General features: G+C 54.2%; 16 protein-coding genes. 10 read left to right on the top strand and 6 right to left on the bottom strand.

What is annotated here, in order from left to right; all coding sequences use genetic code 11:
- Positions 1–77: 77 nt before the first annotated feature.
- The 3 genes from zntB (at position 78) to dbpA (ending at position 2,920) form a co-directional block, all read left to right on the top strand.
- Complete coding sequence (gene zntB / locus APU02_RS22115) at positions 78–1,061, top strand: zinc transporter ZntB (RefSeq protein ID WP_042283273.1); 984 nt, start codon at positions 78–80, stop codon at positions 1,059–1,061.
- Between the two features lie 274 nt (positions 1,062–1,335).
- A complete protein-coding gene (locus tag APU02_RS26520) occupies positions 1,336–1,518 on the top strand; it encodes a hypothetical protein (protein WP_042283271.1) in 183 nt (60 codons plus the stop codon).
- A 28-nt stretch (positions 1,519–1,546) separates the two neighbouring features.
- On the top strand, positions 1,547–2,920 hold the full coding sequence (gene dbpA / locus APU02_RS22105; RefSeq protein WP_060571252.1) for an ATP-dependent RNA helicase DbpA: 1,374 nt from the start codon (positions 1,547–1,549) through the stop codon (positions 2,918–2,920).
- Positions 2,921–2,987: 67 nt separating this feature from the next.
- Here dbpA and ttcA read toward each other — a convergent pair whose 3' ends face one another.
- From ttcA to nifJ, 4 genes are all read right to left on the bottom strand, one after another.
- Positions 2,988–3,923, bottom strand: a complete 936-nt coding sequence (ttcA, locus tag APU02_RS22100; protein ID WP_042283261.1) for a tRNA 2-thiocytidine(32) synthetase TtcA — start codon at positions 3,921–3,923, stop codon at positions 2,988–2,990.
- A 196-nt stretch (positions 3,924–4,119) separates the two neighbouring features.
- Positions 4,120–4,554 carry a universal stress protein UspF gene (gene uspF / locus APU02_RS22095; protein WP_060571251.1) on the bottom strand — a complete coding sequence of 145 codons (435 nt, stop codon included), beginning with the start codon at positions 4,552–4,554 and terminating at the stop codon, positions 4,120–4,122.
- 203 nt (positions 4,555–4,757) lie between these two features.
- On the bottom strand, positions 4,758–5,873 hold the full coding sequence (gene ompC, locus APU02_RS22090) for a porin OmpC (protein ID WP_042283255.1): 1,116 nt from the start codon (positions 5,871–5,873) through the stop codon (positions 4,758–4,760).
- 362 nt (positions 5,874–6,235) lie between these two features.
- Entirely contained in the window at positions 6,236–9,760 is a 3,525-nt protein-coding gene (gene nifJ / locus APU02_RS22085; RefSeq protein ID WP_060571250.1) for a pyruvate:ferredoxin (flavodoxin) oxidoreductase, read from the bottom strand.
- A gap of 601 nt (positions 9,761–10,361) precedes the next feature.
- Here nifJ and APU02_RS25530 point away from each other — a divergent pair.
- Together APU02_RS25530 and APU02_RS22075 are read left to right on the top strand one after the other, a co-directional pair.
- The gene (locus APU02_RS25530; protein ID WP_072014930.1) at positions 10,362–10,889 is read left to right on the top strand and encodes an NlpC/P60 family protein; all 528 of its coding nucleotides are present in this window, start codon (positions 10,362–10,364) and stop codon (positions 10,887–10,889) included.
- Positions 10,890–11,043: 154 nt separating this feature from the next.
- Entirely contained in the window at positions 11,044–11,316 is a 273-nt protein-coding gene (locus APU02_RS22075; RefSeq protein WP_042283247.1) for a DUF333 domain-containing protein, read from the top strand.
- A 2-nt stretch (positions 11,317–11,318) separates the two neighbouring features.
- On the opposite strand, the gene hslJ is transcribed toward APU02_RS22075, so the two are convergent.
- Both hslJ and APU02_RS22065 read right to left on the bottom strand, forming a co-directional pair.
- A complete protein-coding gene (gene hslJ / locus APU02_RS22070; RefSeq protein WP_042283246.1) occupies positions 11,319–11,741 on the bottom strand; it encodes a heat shock protein HslJ in 423 nt (140 codons plus the stop codon).
- A gap of 104 nt (positions 11,742–11,845) precedes the next feature.
- Positions 11,846–12,835, bottom strand: coding sequence for a 2-hydroxyacid dehydrogenase (locus APU02_RS22065; RefSeq protein ID WP_042283245.1), 990 nt, complete (start codon positions 12,833–12,835; stop codon positions 11,846–11,848).
- Positions 12,836–13,032: 197 nt separating this feature from the next.
- On the opposite strand from APU02_RS22065, the gene APU02_RS22060 reads away from it, so the two are divergent.
- The 5 genes from APU02_RS22060 (at position 13,033) to APU02_RS22040 (ending at position 17,812) form a co-directional block, all read left to right on the top strand.
- Entirely contained in the window at positions 13,033–15,672 is a 2,640-nt protein-coding gene (locus tag APU02_RS22060) for a YdbH family protein (protein WP_060571248.1), read from the top strand.
- Positions 15,669–15,860 carry a YnbE family lipoprotein gene (locus APU02_RS22055; RefSeq protein WP_042283238.1) on the top strand — a complete coding sequence of 64 codons (192 nt, stop codon included), beginning with the start codon at positions 15,669–15,671 and terminating at the stop codon, positions 15,858–15,860. Before APU02_RS22060 ends, APU02_RS22055 begins: the two co-directional genes overlap by 4 nt.
- A 7-nt stretch (positions 15,861–15,867) precedes the next feature.
- Complete coding sequence (locus APU02_RS22050) at positions 15,868–16,191, top strand: YdbL family protein (protein WP_060571247.1); 324 nt, start codon at positions 15,868–15,870, stop codon at positions 16,189–16,191.
- A gap of 101 nt (positions 16,192–16,292) precedes the next feature.
- Positions 16,293–16,898, top strand: coding sequence for a CDP-alcohol phosphatidyltransferase family protein (locus APU02_RS22045; RefSeq protein WP_060571246.1), 606 nt, complete (start codon positions 16,293–16,295; stop codon positions 16,896–16,898).
- Positions 16,898–17,812, top strand: coding sequence for a phosphatidate cytidylyltransferase (locus APU02_RS22040; RefSeq protein ID WP_060571245.1), 915 nt, complete (start codon positions 16,898–16,900; stop codon positions 17,810–17,812). The genes APU02_RS22045 and APU02_RS22040 overlap by 1 nt, the downstream gene beginning before the upstream one ends.

Raw genomic sequence — 17,812 nt, 5'->3', positions numbered from 1 at the left:
TTATGGGATAACGAGAAGTTGCTTAACCTACGCCGATAGCTAGACTAACCAGAAAAGCGCGACGTAGGGGAGGCGAAATGGAAGCCATAAAAGGGTCGGAAGTGAGTGTGCCGGATGCGGTGTTTGCCTGGTTGCTGGATGGCAAAGGCGGGGTGAAGCCGCTGGAGGATAACGATCTTATCGACAGCGCGCATCCCTGCTGGTTACATCTTAACTATACGCACCCCGACAGCGCGCAGTGGCTGGCCACAACGCCGTTACTGCCAAACAATGTTCGGGACGCGCTGGCAGGGGAAAGCCTACGCCCACGCGTCAGCCGTCTGGGAGAAGGAACGCTCATAACCCTGCGCTGCATTAACGGCAGCACCGATGAACGTCCGGACCAACTGGTGGCGATGCGTCTGTATATGGATGAACGGCTGATTGTCTCCACCCGCCAGCGTAAAGTGCTGGCGCTGGATGACGTGGTGAGCGATCTGCAGGAAGGCACCGGTCCCGTTGACTGCGGCGGTTGGCTGGTGGACGTTTGTGATGCGTTAACCGACCATGCCAGCGAATTTATTGAACAGTTGCACGACAGGATCATCGACCTCGAAGACAACCTGCTCGATCAGCAAATACCGCCGCGGGGATTTCTTGCGCTGCTGCGTAAGCAACTGATTGTCATGCGACGCTACATGGCCCCCCAGCGTGACGTCTATGCGCGGCTCGCCAGCGAGCGTTTGCCGTGGATGAGCGATGATCAGCGGCGCCGGATGCAGGATATTGCTGACCGGCTGGGCCGCGGACTGGATGAGATCGACGCCTGTATCGCCCGTACCGGCGTAATGGCGGATGAGATCGCGCAGGTCATGCAAGAGTCACTGGCCCGTCGGACCTATACGATGTCGCTGATGGCAATGGTATTCTTGCCCAGCACCTTTCTGACCGGGCTATTTGGCGTCAATCTGGGGGGTATTCCTGGGGGAGAATGGCGTTTTGGTTTTTCGATCTTTTGCATTCTGTTAGTGGTTGTGATTGGTGGTGTTACTTTATGGTTGCATCGTAGTAAATGGTTGTAAAAACGGGGCTTTTAAGAGATTTCTTCTGCTAAAACGGCTTTAAAATTGAGCGAAGTCAATAAACATCGCGCCCGTTCGCGGCAATATCATTCTCGCAGGTGAATGCAACGTCAAGCGATGGGCGTTGCGCTCCATATTGTCTTACTTCCTTTTTTGAATTACTGCATAGCACAATTGATTCGTACGACGCCGACTTAAATAAGTCGGCTTTTTTTTGCCAGCAGGTTATCAACGACTACCCTAAAAGGGAGCCCACGTTCTACCGGAGGCAAAAATGACTCGTCTGATGGTGTCCCTGAAACTGGAAATTCGTTTTTCCGACCCTGTACCGACCGATCCGGTTCCTGTTCCTGACCCGGTGCCGCGTCCGCAGCCCATGCCCGATCCACCGCCCGATGAAGAACCGATTAAATTGTCGCATCACAGGCGCAGATCTGCGAGGATACGCGCCTGCTGACTGTGAGTCGTTACCGCGAGATTAAATTGTGACCGCTTTTTCAACCCTGAACGTTCTGCCCGCCGCCCAGCTCGATAACCTCAACGAGTTGGGCTATTTGTCGATGACGCCTGTTCAGGCCGCCGCGCTACCGGCGATTCTGGCCGGGCAGGATGTTCGGGTTCAGGCCAAAACCGGCAGCGGTAAAACGGCGGCGTTTGGCCTTGGGCTTTTACAGCATATCGACGCCGCTCTGTTTAAAACCCAGTCGCTGGTGTTATGCCCGACGCGTGAACTGGCCGACCAGGTCGCGGGGGAATTGCGCCGTCTGGCACGCTTCCTGCCGAATACCAAGATATTGACCCTGTGCGGCGGCCAACCCTTTGGCGCGCAGCGCGACTCTCTCCAGCACGCGCCGCACATCATTGTGGCGACGCCTGGACGGCTACTGGACCATCTGCAAAAAGGCACGGTTTCGCTGGATGCGCTTTCGACGCTGGTGATGGATGAAGCGGATCGGATGCTGGACATGGGGTTTAGCGACGCCATTGATGAGGTGATTCGCTTTGCCCCTGCGTCACGCCAGACGCTGCTGTTTTCGGCGACCTGGCCCGAGGCGATTGCCGCGATCAGCAGCCGCGTTCAGCGAAATCCGGTAACCATTGAGATCGATACGGTTGATGCGCTTCCGGCCATTGAACAGCAGTTCTTCGAAACGGCTCCCCAGGACAAAATTCCGCTGTTGCAAATAATACTCAGCCAGCACCAGCCAAAGTCTTGCGTGGTGTTCTGTAACACCAGGAAAGATTGTCAGGCGGTATGCGATGCGCTGAACGCAGCGGGGCAAAGCGCGCTGGCGCTGCATGGCGATCTGGAACAGCGGGATCGCGATCAGACGCTGGTGCGTTTTGCTAATGGCAGCGCACGCGTGCTGGTCGCCACGGATGTGGCAGCGCGCGGGCTGGATATTAAGTCTCTGGAACTGGTCGTCAATTACGAGCTGGCGTGGGACTCGGAGGTCCATGTGCACCGTATTGGTCGAACGGCCCGCGCCGGGAATAGCGGTCTGGCGATCAGCTTTTGCGCGCCGGCAGAGGCGCAGCGAGCCAATATCCTTTCGGAAATGTTGCAGTTAACGCTGAACTGGCAGGATGCGCCAACGAACGTGACGCTAATGCCGCTCGAGGCGGATATGACCACGCTGTGCATTGACGGCGGGAAGAAAGCCAAAATGCGTCCTGGCGACGTGCTGGGAGCTTTAACTGGCGAGTTGGGACTGGACGGCGCGGACATTGGAAAAATTACCGTGCACCCGGCGCATGTCTACGTCGCGGTGCGTCAGGCGGTGGCGCATAAGGCGTGGAAGCAGTTACAGAACGGGAAAATTAAAGGGAAGTCCTGTCGGGTTCGCCTGTTGAAGTAAGCCCATTGGCGTTAACGCCGGATACGGCAAAGCCGTTATCCGGCAGGGTAAAAGCGTCAAACGACGCTTACTTCACCTCAACCACATTTAGCCGTAGCTCAGCAAGCTGATGTTCATCTTCTTCTGGCTGCCAGCCTACAGGCTGTAGCGGGATATCTTCGCGATCGAACGCCAGATCGCCACCGTCTACCACCTCTGCGCCGTGTCTGATCCCTTTGAAGTCAAACAGGTTAATGTCGCTCAGGTGAGACGGCACCACGTTCTGCATGGCGCTGAACATGGTCTCAATGCGACCCGGGTAGCGTTTATCCCAGTCGCGCAGCATGTCGGCAATCACCTGGCGCTGTAAGTTCGGCTGTGAACCACACAGGTTACAAGGAATGATAGGGAACGCTTTCGCCTCGGCAAAACGTTCAATATCTTTTTCCCGGCAGTAGGCCAGCGGACGGATCACGATATGTTTACCGTCGTCGCTCATCAGCTTTGGCGGCATGCCTTTCATCTTTCCGCCGTAGAACATGTTAAGAAACAGGGTTTGCAGAATATCGTCGCGATGGTGTCCAAGCGCAATCTTGGTGGCGCCCAGCTCCGTAGCGGTACGGTAAAGAATACCGCGGCGCAAACGCGAGCACAGAGAGCAGGTGGTTTTGCCTTCCGGAATTTTCTCTTTTACGATTCCGTAGGTGTTTTCCTCAACAATCTTGTACTCCACGCCGAGTTGTTCGAGGTATTCAGGCAGAATATGCTCAGGAAAACCGGGCTGTTTTTGATCGAGGTTCACCGCCACCAGCGAAAACTGGATCGGTGCGCTTTGTTGTAAATTGCGCAAAATCTCCAGCATGGTATAGCTGTCTTTGCCGCCTGAAAGACAAACCATGATGCGATCGCCGTCTTCAATCATGTTGAAATCGGCAATGGCTTCGCCCACGTTTCGGCGCAGACGCTTCTGTAATTTATTGATGTTGTACTGCTCTTTTTTACTCATTTCTTGATTTTGCGACATGTAATAGAGGCTCAATTCATTGTGTGGCATCAGAGGGGGCGACATCACGCCGAAGGATCCGCGGACGCTGTCTGATATAAAAACCGTGGAGCGTATGGTACGGATTAGCGAGAAAAATGTCAGCACATTTAACAGGCAAAACGCAGGGGGCAGGTAAGAGAAGAAAAAGCCCGCAGCGGGGTGCGGGCTGAAAGGATTAGCGAACCACCAGTACCGAACATTCAGCGTGACGCACGACAGCCGCCGCGTTCGACCCTAACAGGTAGGTGGTGATATCCGGACGGTGCGAGGCAATAATGACCATATCCGACGGTAATTTCTTCGCCATTTCCAGAATCTTGTCTTTTGGCGAACCCTCAGCAATATGTACCTGGACTCTGTCCGCCGGGATATTGAACTGCTTTATCATCTCTTCCAACTGAGATTTGGCTTCAGCTTTCAGATCGTCCATGGCGGGCAACTCTGCGGAGTAGGCCAGGCCCAGCGATGCGTAATAAGGCAGTGACGGAATCACGGTCAGAAAATGCACCTGCGCATCGTCAATCCTTGCTTCGGCTTCAACGTGGGAAATCACCCGTTGAGTTAATTCTGAGTCTGAAATATCGATAGGTACCAGAATCGTTCTGCTCATAAAAACCTCCTGTTAATGTATCCATATAAAGTGTAACGCCTTTTAGCTCGGTAAGTATAACGACGACGGTCACATTTTGGCATCACATATTTATGATTTTAATTATATGGTATGCATGTGTCAGCACAGCAAAGCGCGCAACAGAGAAGGACGGGGGTATTCAGCGCAGAGAATAGCCCGCCGTCGCCAGCGGGCTGAAGAGCTTAGAACTGGTAAACCAGACCCAGCGCTACAACGTCATCGGTGTTGATACCGTTGTTAGCATAGAAGTTGTCGTCTTCGTCCAGCAGGTTGATTTTATAATCAACATAGGTCGACATATTTTTATTGAAGTAGTAGGTCGCGCCGACGTCAGCGTATTTAACCAGATCTTTACTGGTGTCGTTACCCTGGCCGCTCAGGTCTTTACCTTTAGACATCAGGAAAGACACCGCCGGACGCAGGCCAAAGTCGAACTGGTACTGCGCAGTCACTTCCACGTTTTGCGTTTTGTTCGCTACGCCGTCATCGCCGTACGGGGTCATGTTGCGGGTTTCAGAATACATCGTCGCCAGGTAGATGTTGTTGGCATCGTATTTCAGACCCGCAGTCCAGGCATCCGCGTTTTCGCCGCCAGCCACTTTGCCGCCAGCGTTAACCTGCTCGTTGGTCCGGTCAGAGGTTGTGTAAGCAGCGCCAGCGCTGAAGCCCATGCCCATATCATAAGTCGTCGAAATACCGAAACCGTCGCCGTTGGAATGTTGAAGATCGCGGCCGTTGTTATTGGTGCCTTCCTGACCGTTCTGGTTTTCGTTGTTGCCCTGATACTGAAGCGCAAAGTTCAGTCCGTTTACCAGGCCGAAGAAGTCCGTGTTACGGTAGGTTGCGACGCCGTTTGTACGACCGGTCATAAAGTTGTCAGCCTGGGTGTATGAGTCGCCGCCAAATTCCGGCAGCATATCGGTCCAGCCTTCCACATCGTACAGTACGCCATAGTTACGACCGTAGTCGAATGAACCGTAGTCGCCGAATTTTACGCCCGCGAATGCCAGACGGGTCCAGGAATTTGAACCTTCGCCTTCTGTAGTATTCGCCTGAACGTTATATTCCCACTGGCCGTAACCGGTCAGTTGGTCGTTAATTTGGGTTTCGCCTTTGAAGCCAACACGAACATACGTTTGATCGCCGTCAGACTTATTGTTGTCAGAAAAATAATGCAGACCATCTACTTTGCCATAGAGATCTAATTTATTGCCGTCTTTATTATAGACTTCAGCGGCATGCGCTGCGCCAGCGGCTAACAGGGCAGGGATTACGAGAGCCAGTACTTTTCTTTTCATCGAAATAATCCTTTCGTTTATTATTTACCTGTGACTCCCTCTTAAGGGGAGTAAAAGCATGCTAAAGGAGAAGTTCCGTAAAGAGATAAGTATGAATTGTTACGTCTTAAGTAAAACCTTAATTAAATAATTCTATGGTAACAGCAATAATTAGCGTGAATGTATTAACCAAAAACATATAAAATAAAAATTATACAAGTTAAATTTGATGCGATATTCTGCGCGGGTTATATGCCTTTATTGTCAAACTCTGCTTTTTGTTGGTCCATTGCGAAACGTACTGATTTACCAGCAAACATACTGACAAGCCCGAAACGATGTTCGGGCTTTTTTTTTATTTCCAGATGAATCCCGCCAGGCCGTTATTCACTGTTCGCTTTTTCTGCTTTCCCCGCCAGTTGCGCCAGGAAGTCATAGCGTTTCTGCAGGTCCGCGGCGGCATCTTTCCATAGTTGCTCCGCGACCTCGGGCTGCTGCGCATTAAGACGGCGGAAGCGCTGCTCGTTAAGCAGGGTTTCCGCCAGCGCATCTGACGGTGGACGAGAGTCAAGCGCCAGCGGCACTTTGCCTTCCTCCGCGCGACGCGGATCGAAACGATAGAGCGGCCAGAAGCCAGTCGCCGTCAGTTGACGCATCTGGTCGTGGCTCAGCGCCAGATCGTAGCCGTGCTCTTCACATGGGCTGTAGGCAATGATCAGCGACGGTCCTGGATACGCCTCCGCTTCCTGTATGGCTTTCACCGTCTGGTTTAGCTGCGCGCCAAGCGAGATCTGCGCGACGTAAACGTGACCATACATCATCATGCTGACGCCGAGATCTTTACGCGCCTTGCGCTTGCCGTGTTCGCCAAATTTTGTCACAGCCCCAAGCGGCGTGGCTTTTGACGCCTGGCCGCCGGTATTGGAATAACACTGCGTGTCCAGCACCAGAATGTTGACGTTTTCGGTCAGGCTCAGCACATGATCGAGACCGCCGAAGCCAATATCGTAAGCCCATCCGTCTCCGCCGATAAGCCAGATTGATTTCTCAACCAGCGCATCGGCATCGGCGACCAGCTCGCGCGCACCGTCGACATCTTTCAGATGCTGGCGCAGGGCGGCAACCTGTTCGCGGCGAACGTCCGGTGTCGCTTCGGCGTGCAATGCCTCGTAGAGCGCCGTTGGGATTTGTTCGGCAAACTGCGACAGCAGGCGCATCACCCGCACGCGGTGCTGGTCGACCGTCAGACGGAATCCCAGACCGAATTCGGCGTTATCCTCAAACAGCGAGTTAGCCCATGCCGGCCCCCGTCCGTTCGCATCGGTGGTGTACGGCGTTGAAGGCAGGTTACCGCCGTAAATCGACGAGCACCCGGTGGCGTTGGCAATCAACATGCGATCGCCGTACAGCTGGGTCAGCAACTTGATATACGGCGTTTCGCCGCAGCCGGAACAGGCGCCGGAATATTCAAACAGCGGGGTGATCAACTGCGAAGTACGAATATCAATGCGTTCAAGTTTGCTGCGATCAATTTCTGGCAGAGCGAGGAAAAAGTCGTAGTTCACTTTTTCTTCTTCCACATGCTCAAGGCGGGACATCATATTAATCGCCTTGATTTCCGGGTTCTGGCGATCTTTCGCCGGGCACACCTCGACGCACAGGTTGCAGCCGGTGCAATCTTCCGGAGCGACCTGCAGCACATATTTCTGGCCACGCATATCACGAGATTTCACGTCCAGCGAATGCAGACTGGCTGGGGCGTTCTCCATCTCCTGTGGCGACACGACTTTGGCGCGAATCGCCGAATGCGGGCAGGCGGCGACACAATGGTTACACTGAGTGCACAGTTCCTCTTTCCAGATTGGAATTTCTTCGGCTATATTGCGTTTTTCCCAGCGCGTGGTGCCCATCGGCCAGGTACCGTCCGGCGGTAAGGCGGATACCGGAAGCGCGTCACCGAGTCCGGCGAGCATCGCGGCGGTGACCGTTTTGACAAAATCAGGGGCTGCGTCCGAAACGACCGGTGGACGGTGGGCGCTTTGCGGATTCACCGACTGTAGCGGCACTTCAACAACCGATTCGCGGGCCAGCGCCAGCGCCTGCCAGTTGCGCTCCACCAGATCCTGTCCTTTGCTGCTGTAGCTTTTGGCGATCGCGCCCTGAAGTTCAGCCAGCGCGCTGTCGCCAGGCAAAATGCGCGTCAGATGGAAAAAGGCCATCTGCATGACGGTGTTGATGCGTGCGGCCAGACCGCATTCGCGAGCGATTTTCGCGGCGTTAATGACGTAGAAACGCGCCTTTTTCTGGTTCAACACCGCCTGGACTTCCTGTGGCAAACGCGCCCAGACCTCATCGGCGTTATAGGGGGTATTGAGCAGGAAAATCCCGCCAGGCTTGAGACGTTCTGCCATCGGGTATTTGTCGATAAACTGCAACTGATGACAGCCAACAAAGTCGGCCTGCGAAACAAGGTAGGCGGAACGGATCGGCTGTTCGCTGACGCGAAGATGCGAAACCGTCAAACCCCCGGCCTTTTTCGAATCGTAGACGAAGTAACCCTGCGCGTACCAGGGGGTCGAGTTACCGATAATCTTGATGTTGTTTTTGGTCGCCGAGACGCTGCCGTCGCTGCCCAGTCCGTAAAACAGCGCTTCCAGCCGGGCGCTGGAGGGGAGGGTGTTTTCCGGTAACGGCAATGACAAATTGGTCACATCGTCGTAAATACCCACAGTAAAACGCGATTTTGGTTGCGTGCTGCTCAGTTCAGTGAACACCGCCAGCACGCAGTCGGGGCCGAACTCTTTCGAAGAAAGACCGTAGCGTCCGCCGATAACGCGCGGCAGTGTCTCACGCTCGCCGCGGTTAAAGGCTTCCGCCAGCGCGGTCATGACGTCCAGATACAACGGCTCTGCCTGGGATCCCGGCTCTTTGGTACGATCGAGTACGGCGACCGAACGTACCGACGCTGGCAGAGCGCGCAGCAGGTGTTGTGCGGAGAACGGGCGGAACAAACGTACTTTCAGCACGCCAACGTTTTCACCGCGCGTCAGCAGTTCGTCGACCACCTCTTCGCAGGTGCCGATACCCGACCCCATCAGGATGATCACGCGTTCAGCCTGTGGGTGACCGTAGTATTCAAAGGGGCGATATTGACGACCCGTCGCCGCGGCAAAATCATTCATCGCTTGCTCAACATGGTCGTAAACCGCGTTGTACCATGGGTTTGTCGCTTCGCGCGACTGGAAGTACGTATCCGGGTTTGCCGACGTGCCGCGAATCACCGGATGCTCCGGATTAAGCGCTCTGGCGCGATGGGCGTCGATTTCAGCCTGTGGCATCAGGTTCAGCAGCGTATCGTCAGCCAGCGGCACGATTTTGTTGATTTCATGCGAAGTACGAAAACCATCAAAAAAGTGAATAAAGGGCACCCGGCTTTTCAATGTGGCGATTTGGGCGATCAGCGCGAAGTCCTGCGCTTCCTGAACGCTGGCCGCGCACAGCATGGCGCAGCCGGTCTGGCGGACGGCCATTACGTCGGAGTGATCGCCGAAAATAGACAGCGCATGTGTCGCCACGGTACGGGCGGCGACGTGCAGTACGAACGGAGTAAGCTGTCCCGCCAGTTTATACAACGTCGGGATCATCAATAGCAGACCCTGGGAGGACGTAAAGGAGGTCGACAGAGCCCCGGTTTGCAACGCACCGTGCACGGTAGCGATCGCGCCGCCTTCAGACTGCATTTCGACCACGCGCGGGGTATCTCCCCAGACGTTTTTAAGCCCGTTCCCCGCCCAGGCGTCCGCCTGTTCAGCCATTGTTGAACTGGGCGTTATGGGGTAGATGGCGATAACTTCACTGGTGCGGAACGCTACGGAGGCGACCGCGCCATTACCGTCAATTGTGATCATATGACACCCTTACATTGCGCAAATTGAAAGACGCTCTCTACAGCATGGCGTCCCGATAGTTATCTTTTCAGTATAGGACTTTCCTGTATTCCCTTGAAGTTATGCGGCTTTCGAGTGCACAAATTGACACACAGATCGCGAAACAAGATCGGAAATTTAATATTTATTTAACCCCGATGATGCCCACGTTTTTATTTTTCCGGGGCAAGGTGTGCAATATATTTTTACGTTGTCATCAAAAAGTCGATTGTTTATTAACGTGGATTTAACAGCTTTATCTTATTTGTTAAGTGAGGTCCAAAACTGGACCGTAATTTTCTTTGAGAAATTTCTTAAGAAAATTATTATCCTTGCCGTTCTCTTGGGATATAACTGTTCTTAATAAGATGATTTAAGTTTGGCTTCAGGTCTGCTGTCTCTACACTGGGTGCAGAACAGGGCAGGAAAGCCTTGTTATTTTTTGCTGTTACCACAGTGATAATAACCAGCCAGTTGCGGATACACGCAATTTAAACATATTATTTACACGTAATAACGTGAATCTTCTTTGTGCGCGAAAAAGTCAGGATGTGATAATGTAATTACTTGTTTTGATTAAATTATGATTCGTTTATTTTTGCTTGCTTTACTTATATCTACCTCATCATCGTCTTTTGCGTTTGTTAAAATTCAGGCTAAAGACTGGGGCTTCAATACCTTTTCTACGTTGTCTTATGCTGATAATTCCGTAAACCGGTCGTCAGCTCAGCGTAACAACAAACAGCTTAAACAGCGCATTATGCGTGAATTCGCACAGTGGCAGGGTACACATTACCGCTGGGGCGGGGACAGCCGCCGTGGCATTGATTGCTCCGCCTTTACGCGTCGTATTATTGCCTCGACGATTCATAAACACTTGCCGCGGACTGCCCGTGAGCAAAGTCATATCGGTCGGCGGATACATCAGAATGAACTTAACGTCGGTGATTTGGTGTTTTTCGAAACGAAACCAAACGTCCATCATGTCGGGGTTTATATCGGTAATGATGCGTTTATTCATGCATCCAGTTCGGAAGGTGTGACGTTGTCACATCTTTCAAACCGATACTGGCAGTCGCGTTATGTGACTGCTCGTCGGGTGAGTGTTTAAGGCTCGTGGGGCTGCGTGAGATCAAAAACCGCACGGATAACGCGATAAAATGCGGCTGCGGCGCATAAATGCGCGCGTTGACTCTCGACGCGACAGCTTCGCATGCCTATTATTAGTGCGGTTCGTTTGGCTTTCAGAAGATAAGGGGAGAGAAATGCGCGCAGCGTTTTGGGTAGGATGTGCCGCGTTATTATTGTCGGCGTGCAGCAGTGACAATGAACCTGTTCAGCAGGCGACGGCGGCGCATGTCGCTCCAGGGTTAAGAGCGGCGATGACCAGCTCCGGCGAGGCCAATTGCGCCATGATAGGGGGATCGCTCTCTGTAGCCCGTCAACTGGACGGTTCTGCCATTGGCATGTGCGCGCTTCCCAACGGCAAACGCTGTAGCGAACAATCTCTCGCCGCGGGAAGCTGTGGTAGTTATTGATACTACTGCATTAAGTCGGCCAGTTTATAGCTCAGAGTATGTTCCGCCGTCGCCAGCGTAAGTTGGTTAGCGGTCAGGTCTACCTGTGCACCCTTGCTGAGCATGGCGCTCAGCGTGGCGTCCAGTTGATTAAGTTGCGGGTCGGCGCACATCATCCGCGTCATTGCCAGATTTTTGGCTTTCAGCTCGCCATCTGACAGCGTGGCCTGACCGGTGAAGCGATTACACATCTTGCCTGAGATCGTCATCTTTTCTCCGAAGCTCAGCTCGGGAGCCTGCTGGCTTGCCGCGATCGGTTTTCCGTCCACGCTTTCCAGCACGAAGCGATGATGCTGTAGCTGCTCGCGGCTGACAGACACTTTTCCATTACTCACACAACCTGCCATCAGCAGGCTCAGCGCAACCAGCGCGACTACCTTCTTCATATCAACTCTCTGAATCTTATCAATCAATAACAGAATAACGATCTTACCGAATATGGCTTTGGGGAAAATCTGAAAACCCCTCCCAAACACGGGAGGGATAAGCGTTAAAACAGGGCGTTAGGGCACGATTCACCGTTCATTAACTGCTGCAAATTGTGCAACGTAGTTTCTGAAATGCTGGTCAGCGCTTCCGCCGTGAGGAAGGCCTGATGCCCGGTAAACAGGACGTTGTGGCAGGCGGAAAGCCGACGGAACACATCATCCTGAATGACGTCATTAGACTTATCTTCAAAAAACAAATCGCGTTCGTTCTCGTAAACATCCATACCCAGCGAACCAATTTTCTGATTTTTCAGCGCTTCAATAGCCGCCTGGGAGTCGATCAGCGCTCCACGACTGGTATTGATCACCATCACGCCATCCTTCATTTGGTCAAAGGCCGCGTGGTTAAGCAGATGATAGTTCTCCGGCGTTAATGGGCAGTGCAGGGAGATCACATCCGACTCGGCAAACAACGTGGCGAGATCGACATATTCCACCCCCAGCTCAAGCGCAGCAGCGCTCGGGTAGGGATCGAACGCCAGCAGTCGCATACCAAAACCTTTCAGGATGCGCAGAGCGGCAATACCAATTTTACCGGTACCAATGATCCCGGCTGTTTTACCGTGCATAGTGAAACCGGTTAAGCCCTCGAGCGAGAAGTTAGCATCGCGGGTGCGCTGATAAGCGCGGTGAATGCGACGGTTCAGCGTCATCATCATACCAACGGCGTGCTCAGCGACGGCTTCCGGCGAATAGGCCGGCACGCGCACGACCTGTAAACCCAGCTCCTTTGCCGCGTCAAGATCGACGTTGTTGAAACCCGCGCAGCGCAGCGCGATGAACTTAACGCCTTGTTTCTTCAGCTCTTCAAGTACCGGTCGACTTCCGTCATCGTTTACGAAAATACAGACGGCCTCGCAGCCATGGGCGGTTTTCGCTGTCTTTTCCGTCAGCAAAAAGTCAAAAAATTCAAGATCAAAGCCAAAAGCCTCGTTAACCTGTTGCAGGTACTTCTTGTCGTACTGTTTAGTGCTGTATACGGCGAGTTTCATAAGACTTTCTCCAGTGATGTTGAATCACACGTATTGAATTCAAATTATTTTACAAAATATAAAAAAGTATTGAAAGTGATACATATAATGAATAATTCTAGAGCATCTATCCTTAAACTGGGCATGTTTCGGCAAACATGACACAATAGTGGCCTTATTCGGCTTAATTTAATGCTAAATCAGGATATTAACTGCCCATGAAGGGTAAATACAAAGCCGTTCTGGCGATCGCTTTGCTGGTTATCCTCATACCGCTGACGCTGGTGATGACGCTTGGGTGGTGGGTCCCAACGCTGGCGGGCATTTGGCTGCCGCTCGGCACGCGCATAGCCTTTGACCAAAGCCCACGCCTGACGCGTCAGGGCTTGCATATTCCTGAGATGACATATTTAGTCGGTGAATGTCCTTTGGCGCGCGTCACCCAGGCGGACATTTCCCATCCCAGCCGCTGGCAGCTTACGATTAAAACCCTTCAGCTCGATTCCGCCTGCCTGGCTAAACTCCCGCAAAGCGAGGCGTCGCCCGCCGCACCGCGCACCCTTGCCGAGTGGCAGGCGATGTTGCCGAATACCTGGGTCACTATCGACAATGTGGCGCTTTCTCCCTGGCAGGTATGGCAGGGAAAACTGAACCTTTCGCTTACCCCGTCGGTTCAGCAAGTGCGCTATCAGGGGGAAAAGGTCACCCTTCGGGCGCAACTGCGCGGCCAGATGCTGTCCGTGAGTGAACTGGACGTGACGGCGTTTGAAGGGCAGCCGCCCGTCAGACTGGGTGGTGAATTCACGATGCCGCTGGTGCCGGATGGGCTGCCGACAAGCGGTCATAGCGTTGCGACGTTGACTCTGCCGCAGGCGCCTTCGCTGGTGGATGCGGAACTGGAATGGCGTGACAATACGGGGCAACTGATCGTGATGGCGCGCGGACAGCATGAGCCGTTGCTCGACCTGCCGTGGACCCTTACGTCTCAGCAACTCTCCATCAGCGACGGCCGCTGGACGTGGCCGTATGAGGATTTTCCCTTAAGCGGGCGTCTGGGCATTAAGGTTGATAACTGGCAGGAGGGGACAGAAAGGGCGCTGATTAGCGGTCGCCTTAATGTCCTTACCCAGGGCGACGCGGGCAAAGGAAACGCGGTGCTGACCTTTGGCCCGGGCAAACTCAGCATGGATAATAGCGCGATGCCGCTTCAGTTAACCGGCGAAGCGAAGCAGGACGATTTGATTTTTTACGCCAGGCTACCCGCCCAACTGAGCGGAAGCCTGAGCGATCCGCAACTGGCCTTTGAGCCTGGCGCGCTGCTGCGTTCGCGCGGGCGGGTCATCGACTCGCTGGACATTGATGAGATTCGCTGGCCGCTGGCAGGGGTGACGGTGACGCAGCGCGGCGTGGACGGTCGTCTGCAGGCCATACTGCGCGCGCATGAAAATCAAATGGGTGACTTTGTGCTGCATCTCGACGGTCTGGCGAACGATTTCCTGCCGGATGCAGGGCGCTGGCAGTGGCGCTACTGGGGGAAGGGCCGTTTTACCCCTATGCATGCCGCCTGGGACGTGGCGGGTAAAGGGGAATGGCGCGATAAGGTCATCACCCTGACCGATCTCTCCACTGGCTTTAATCAACTTCAATACGGCACCATGACGATCGACTCCCCGCGGCTGATACTCGACAAGCCGGTTCAGTGGGTGCGCGATGAAGCCCAGCCGCGGTTTAGCGGCGCGCTCTCGCTCGACGCTGGCGAAACCCATTTTTCGGGCGGCAGCGTGTTGCCGCCGTCGACGCTCAAGTTCAGCGTTGACGGTAGCGATCCGACGTTGTTCCAGTTCAAAGGCGATTTACATGCCGGGGCGATTGGGCCGGTTCGGGTTAACGGACGCTGGGACGGCATTCGTCTGCGCGGACAGGCCTGGTGGCCGCAGCAGTCGCTAACGGTGTTTCAACCTTTGGTGCCGCCAGACTGGAAAATGACTCTGCGCGAAGGCGAGCTCTACGCCCAGGTCGCGTTCTCTGCCGCGCCGGAACAAGGGTTTGAAGCGGGCGGCCACGGTGTGCTCAAAGGCGGCAGCGCATGGATGCCCGACAACCAGATTAACGGTGTGGATTTCGTGTTGCCATTCCGTTTTGGCAACGGTACGTGGCAACTGGGCACGCGCGGACCGGTTTCGCTGCGGATCGCCGAAGTGGTCAATCAGGTGACAGCTACCAATCTCAGCGCCGATCTGCAGGGCGCGTACCCCTGGCGTGAAGAGGATCCGCTGTTACTCACCGACGTCAGCGTCGACGTGCTGGGCGGTAAGGTGAGGATGCAGCAGTTGCGTATGCCGCAGCATGACCCGGCGTTGATTCGTGTGGAAAATATTTCGTCCAGCGAGCTGATAAGCGCGGTGAATCCCAAGCAATTTGCCCTGTCCGGCCCGGTCAGCGGCGCGCTCCCAGTGTGGCTGAATAATGAAAAATGGATCATTAAAGACGGCTGGTTAACGAATCCGGGTCCAATGACTCTGCGTATCGACAAAGACACCGCCGATGCGGTGGTGAAGGATAATATGGCGGCGGGCGCGGCGATCAACTGGCTGCGTTACATGGAGATCGCCCATTCCTGGACCAAAATCAATTTAGACAATCTCGGCGTACTGACCATGCAGGCGGCCATCACCGGCAACAGTCGCGTAGAAGGTAAGACGGGGACGGTCAATCTCAACTACACCCACGAAGAAAACGTATTTGCGCTCTGGCGCAGTCTGCGCTTTGGCGACAACCTACAGGCATGGCTTGAACAGAACGCAACGCTGCCCATGAAATACTGCCCGGAAGGCAAGGAATGTGAGGACCCCCAATGAAAATGATGACAGCCATGCTGGCGCTACTCCTGTCAGGGGTATTGACGGGCTGTACGCCGCGCATTGAAGTCGCGGCGCCAAAAGAGCCAATCACTATCAACATGAATGTCAGGATTGAGCATGAAATCCACATCAAAGTGGATAAAGACGTAGAAAGCCTGCTCAAATCACGTAGCGACTTATTCTGAGGTTAGGATGAAACGAACATTACTTCTGACGACGCTGATTCTCGGCCTGCTGAGTGGAAATGCGCTGGCGCTGACCCTCAATGAGGCCAGAACGCAAGGACGGGTTGGGGAGACCCTGAACGGCTACCTCGTGGCGCTGAAAGAGGATGCCGAAACCCGGACGCTGGTGAAAGAGATCAACCAGGCGCGAAGCGTCAGCTACCAGCAGCTTGCTGAAAGCCACAATATTCCGGTAGAGGAGGTCGCGAAAATGGCCGGGCAAAAGCTGGTTGAGCGCGCCCGTCCGGGCGAGTACGTGCAGGGAATCAACGGTAAGTGGCTGCGGAAATAACTGATAAATTCTGAAATGTTGCCTGATAGCAGGGGGCGATGGCGCATCAATCGATAAAGTCAGGCATTATTACGCGACTTTTTAATTATCAGGGAATGATAATGACCCTCTATCAAATTAAGCCCGCTTTTCAGGCGCTTTTGCGTCCCCTCATGTTTTGGCTGCACCGACACCGCGTGACGGCTAATCACATTACCCTTGCCGCAATGGCGCTCTCATTCCTGACGGGCGGCGTGTTGGTGTGTTTCCCCCGTCTGGAACTGCTGGTCCTCCTGCCTGTCGTGCTCTTTGTGCGCATGGCGCTTAATGCGCTGGATGGCATGCTGGCGCGAGAGTGCAATCAGCAGTCAAGACTGGGTGCGATTCTCAACGAAACCGGCGATGTCCTCTCCGACCTCGCGCTTTATCTGCCGTTTATGCTGATCCCGGACAGTAACCCAATGCTGGTTGTGGCGATGCTGTTCTGTGCGGCAATGACGGAATTTTGCGGCGTGCTGGCGCAAACCATTAACGGCGTGCGCAGCTACGCGGGTCCGTTAGGCAAAAGCGATCGCGCGCTGCTGTTTGGCTGCTGGGGACTGCTTTTGACGCTGTGGCCACAGCTGGCGATATGGAATAACGCCGTCTGGTGTGGCGCCATCCTTCTGCTGCTGTGGACGGCGGGTAATCGCTGTCGCAGCGCGTTGCGGGTCGAGGTGGCGAAGTGATGATGCTGGAGAAATCCCTGGCGGCGGTATTCGCGCTGCTGTTGGCGGCGAGCGTGGTCAATGTGCTACTGGTTACGCTGCGTCCGGAGAAAGACTGGCGCGAATTAACGCTACGCATTCGCACATGGTGGGTCATCGTGGTGCTGTTTTCGCTGGCGATCCTGAGTCCTGCCTGGCTGGCGCTGACCTTTTTCGGGCTGGTCAGCTTTATGGCGTTGAAAGAGTTTCTGACCCTGGCGCCGTCCCGTCAGGCTGACCGTATGCCGCTGTTGTGGATGTTTATCGCTATTCCGGTTAACTACGGGTTTATCGGCAGTGGCTGGTACGGCATGTTTGTGGTGTTTATTCCGGTATATGTCTTTTTATTCCTTCCCGCGCGAATGGTGATCGCCGGCGACACGCAGGGCTTTTTGCGTACCGCTTCCCAACTGCACTGGAGTTTAATGACCACCGTGTTTGCGTTCAGCCATGTGGCTTTTCTGCTGGTGCTTCCTGCTGATGGCAAACAGACCGGCGCGCTACTGGTGCTGTTTCTGGTCGGTCTGACGGAATTTAACGACGTTGCGCAGTACATCTGGGGTAAGTCGTTCGGGCGCATTAAGGTCACGCCGACGGTCAGTCCGAATAAAACGCTGGCAGGATTGCTGGGCGGCGTGGCGACAACGGCATTGGTTGCCCTGCTGTTAGGGCCGTTACTGACACCAATGAGCGGGGCGATGGCGCTGCTTGCCGGGGTGATTATCGGCGTGACGGGGTTTTGTGGTGACGTGGTGATGTCGGCGATCAAACGGGATTGTGGCGTCAAAGACAGCGGCACTCTCTTGCCGGGACACGGTGGTATTCTCGACAGGCTGGACTCGCTTATCTTCACTGCGCCGGTCTTCTTTCATTTCATCCGCTATTTTTACTTTTAA

The sequence above is a fragment of the Citrobacter sp. 50677481 genome, assembly GCF_001463265.1.
GTDB classification, from domain to species: domain Bacteria; phylum Pseudomonadota; class Gammaproteobacteria; order Enterobacterales; family Enterobacteriaceae; genus Citrobacter_A; species Citrobacter_A sedlakii.
Note: the sequence above shows the minus strand (reverse complement) of the source record. Positions and strands in the feature narration are given on the sequence as shown.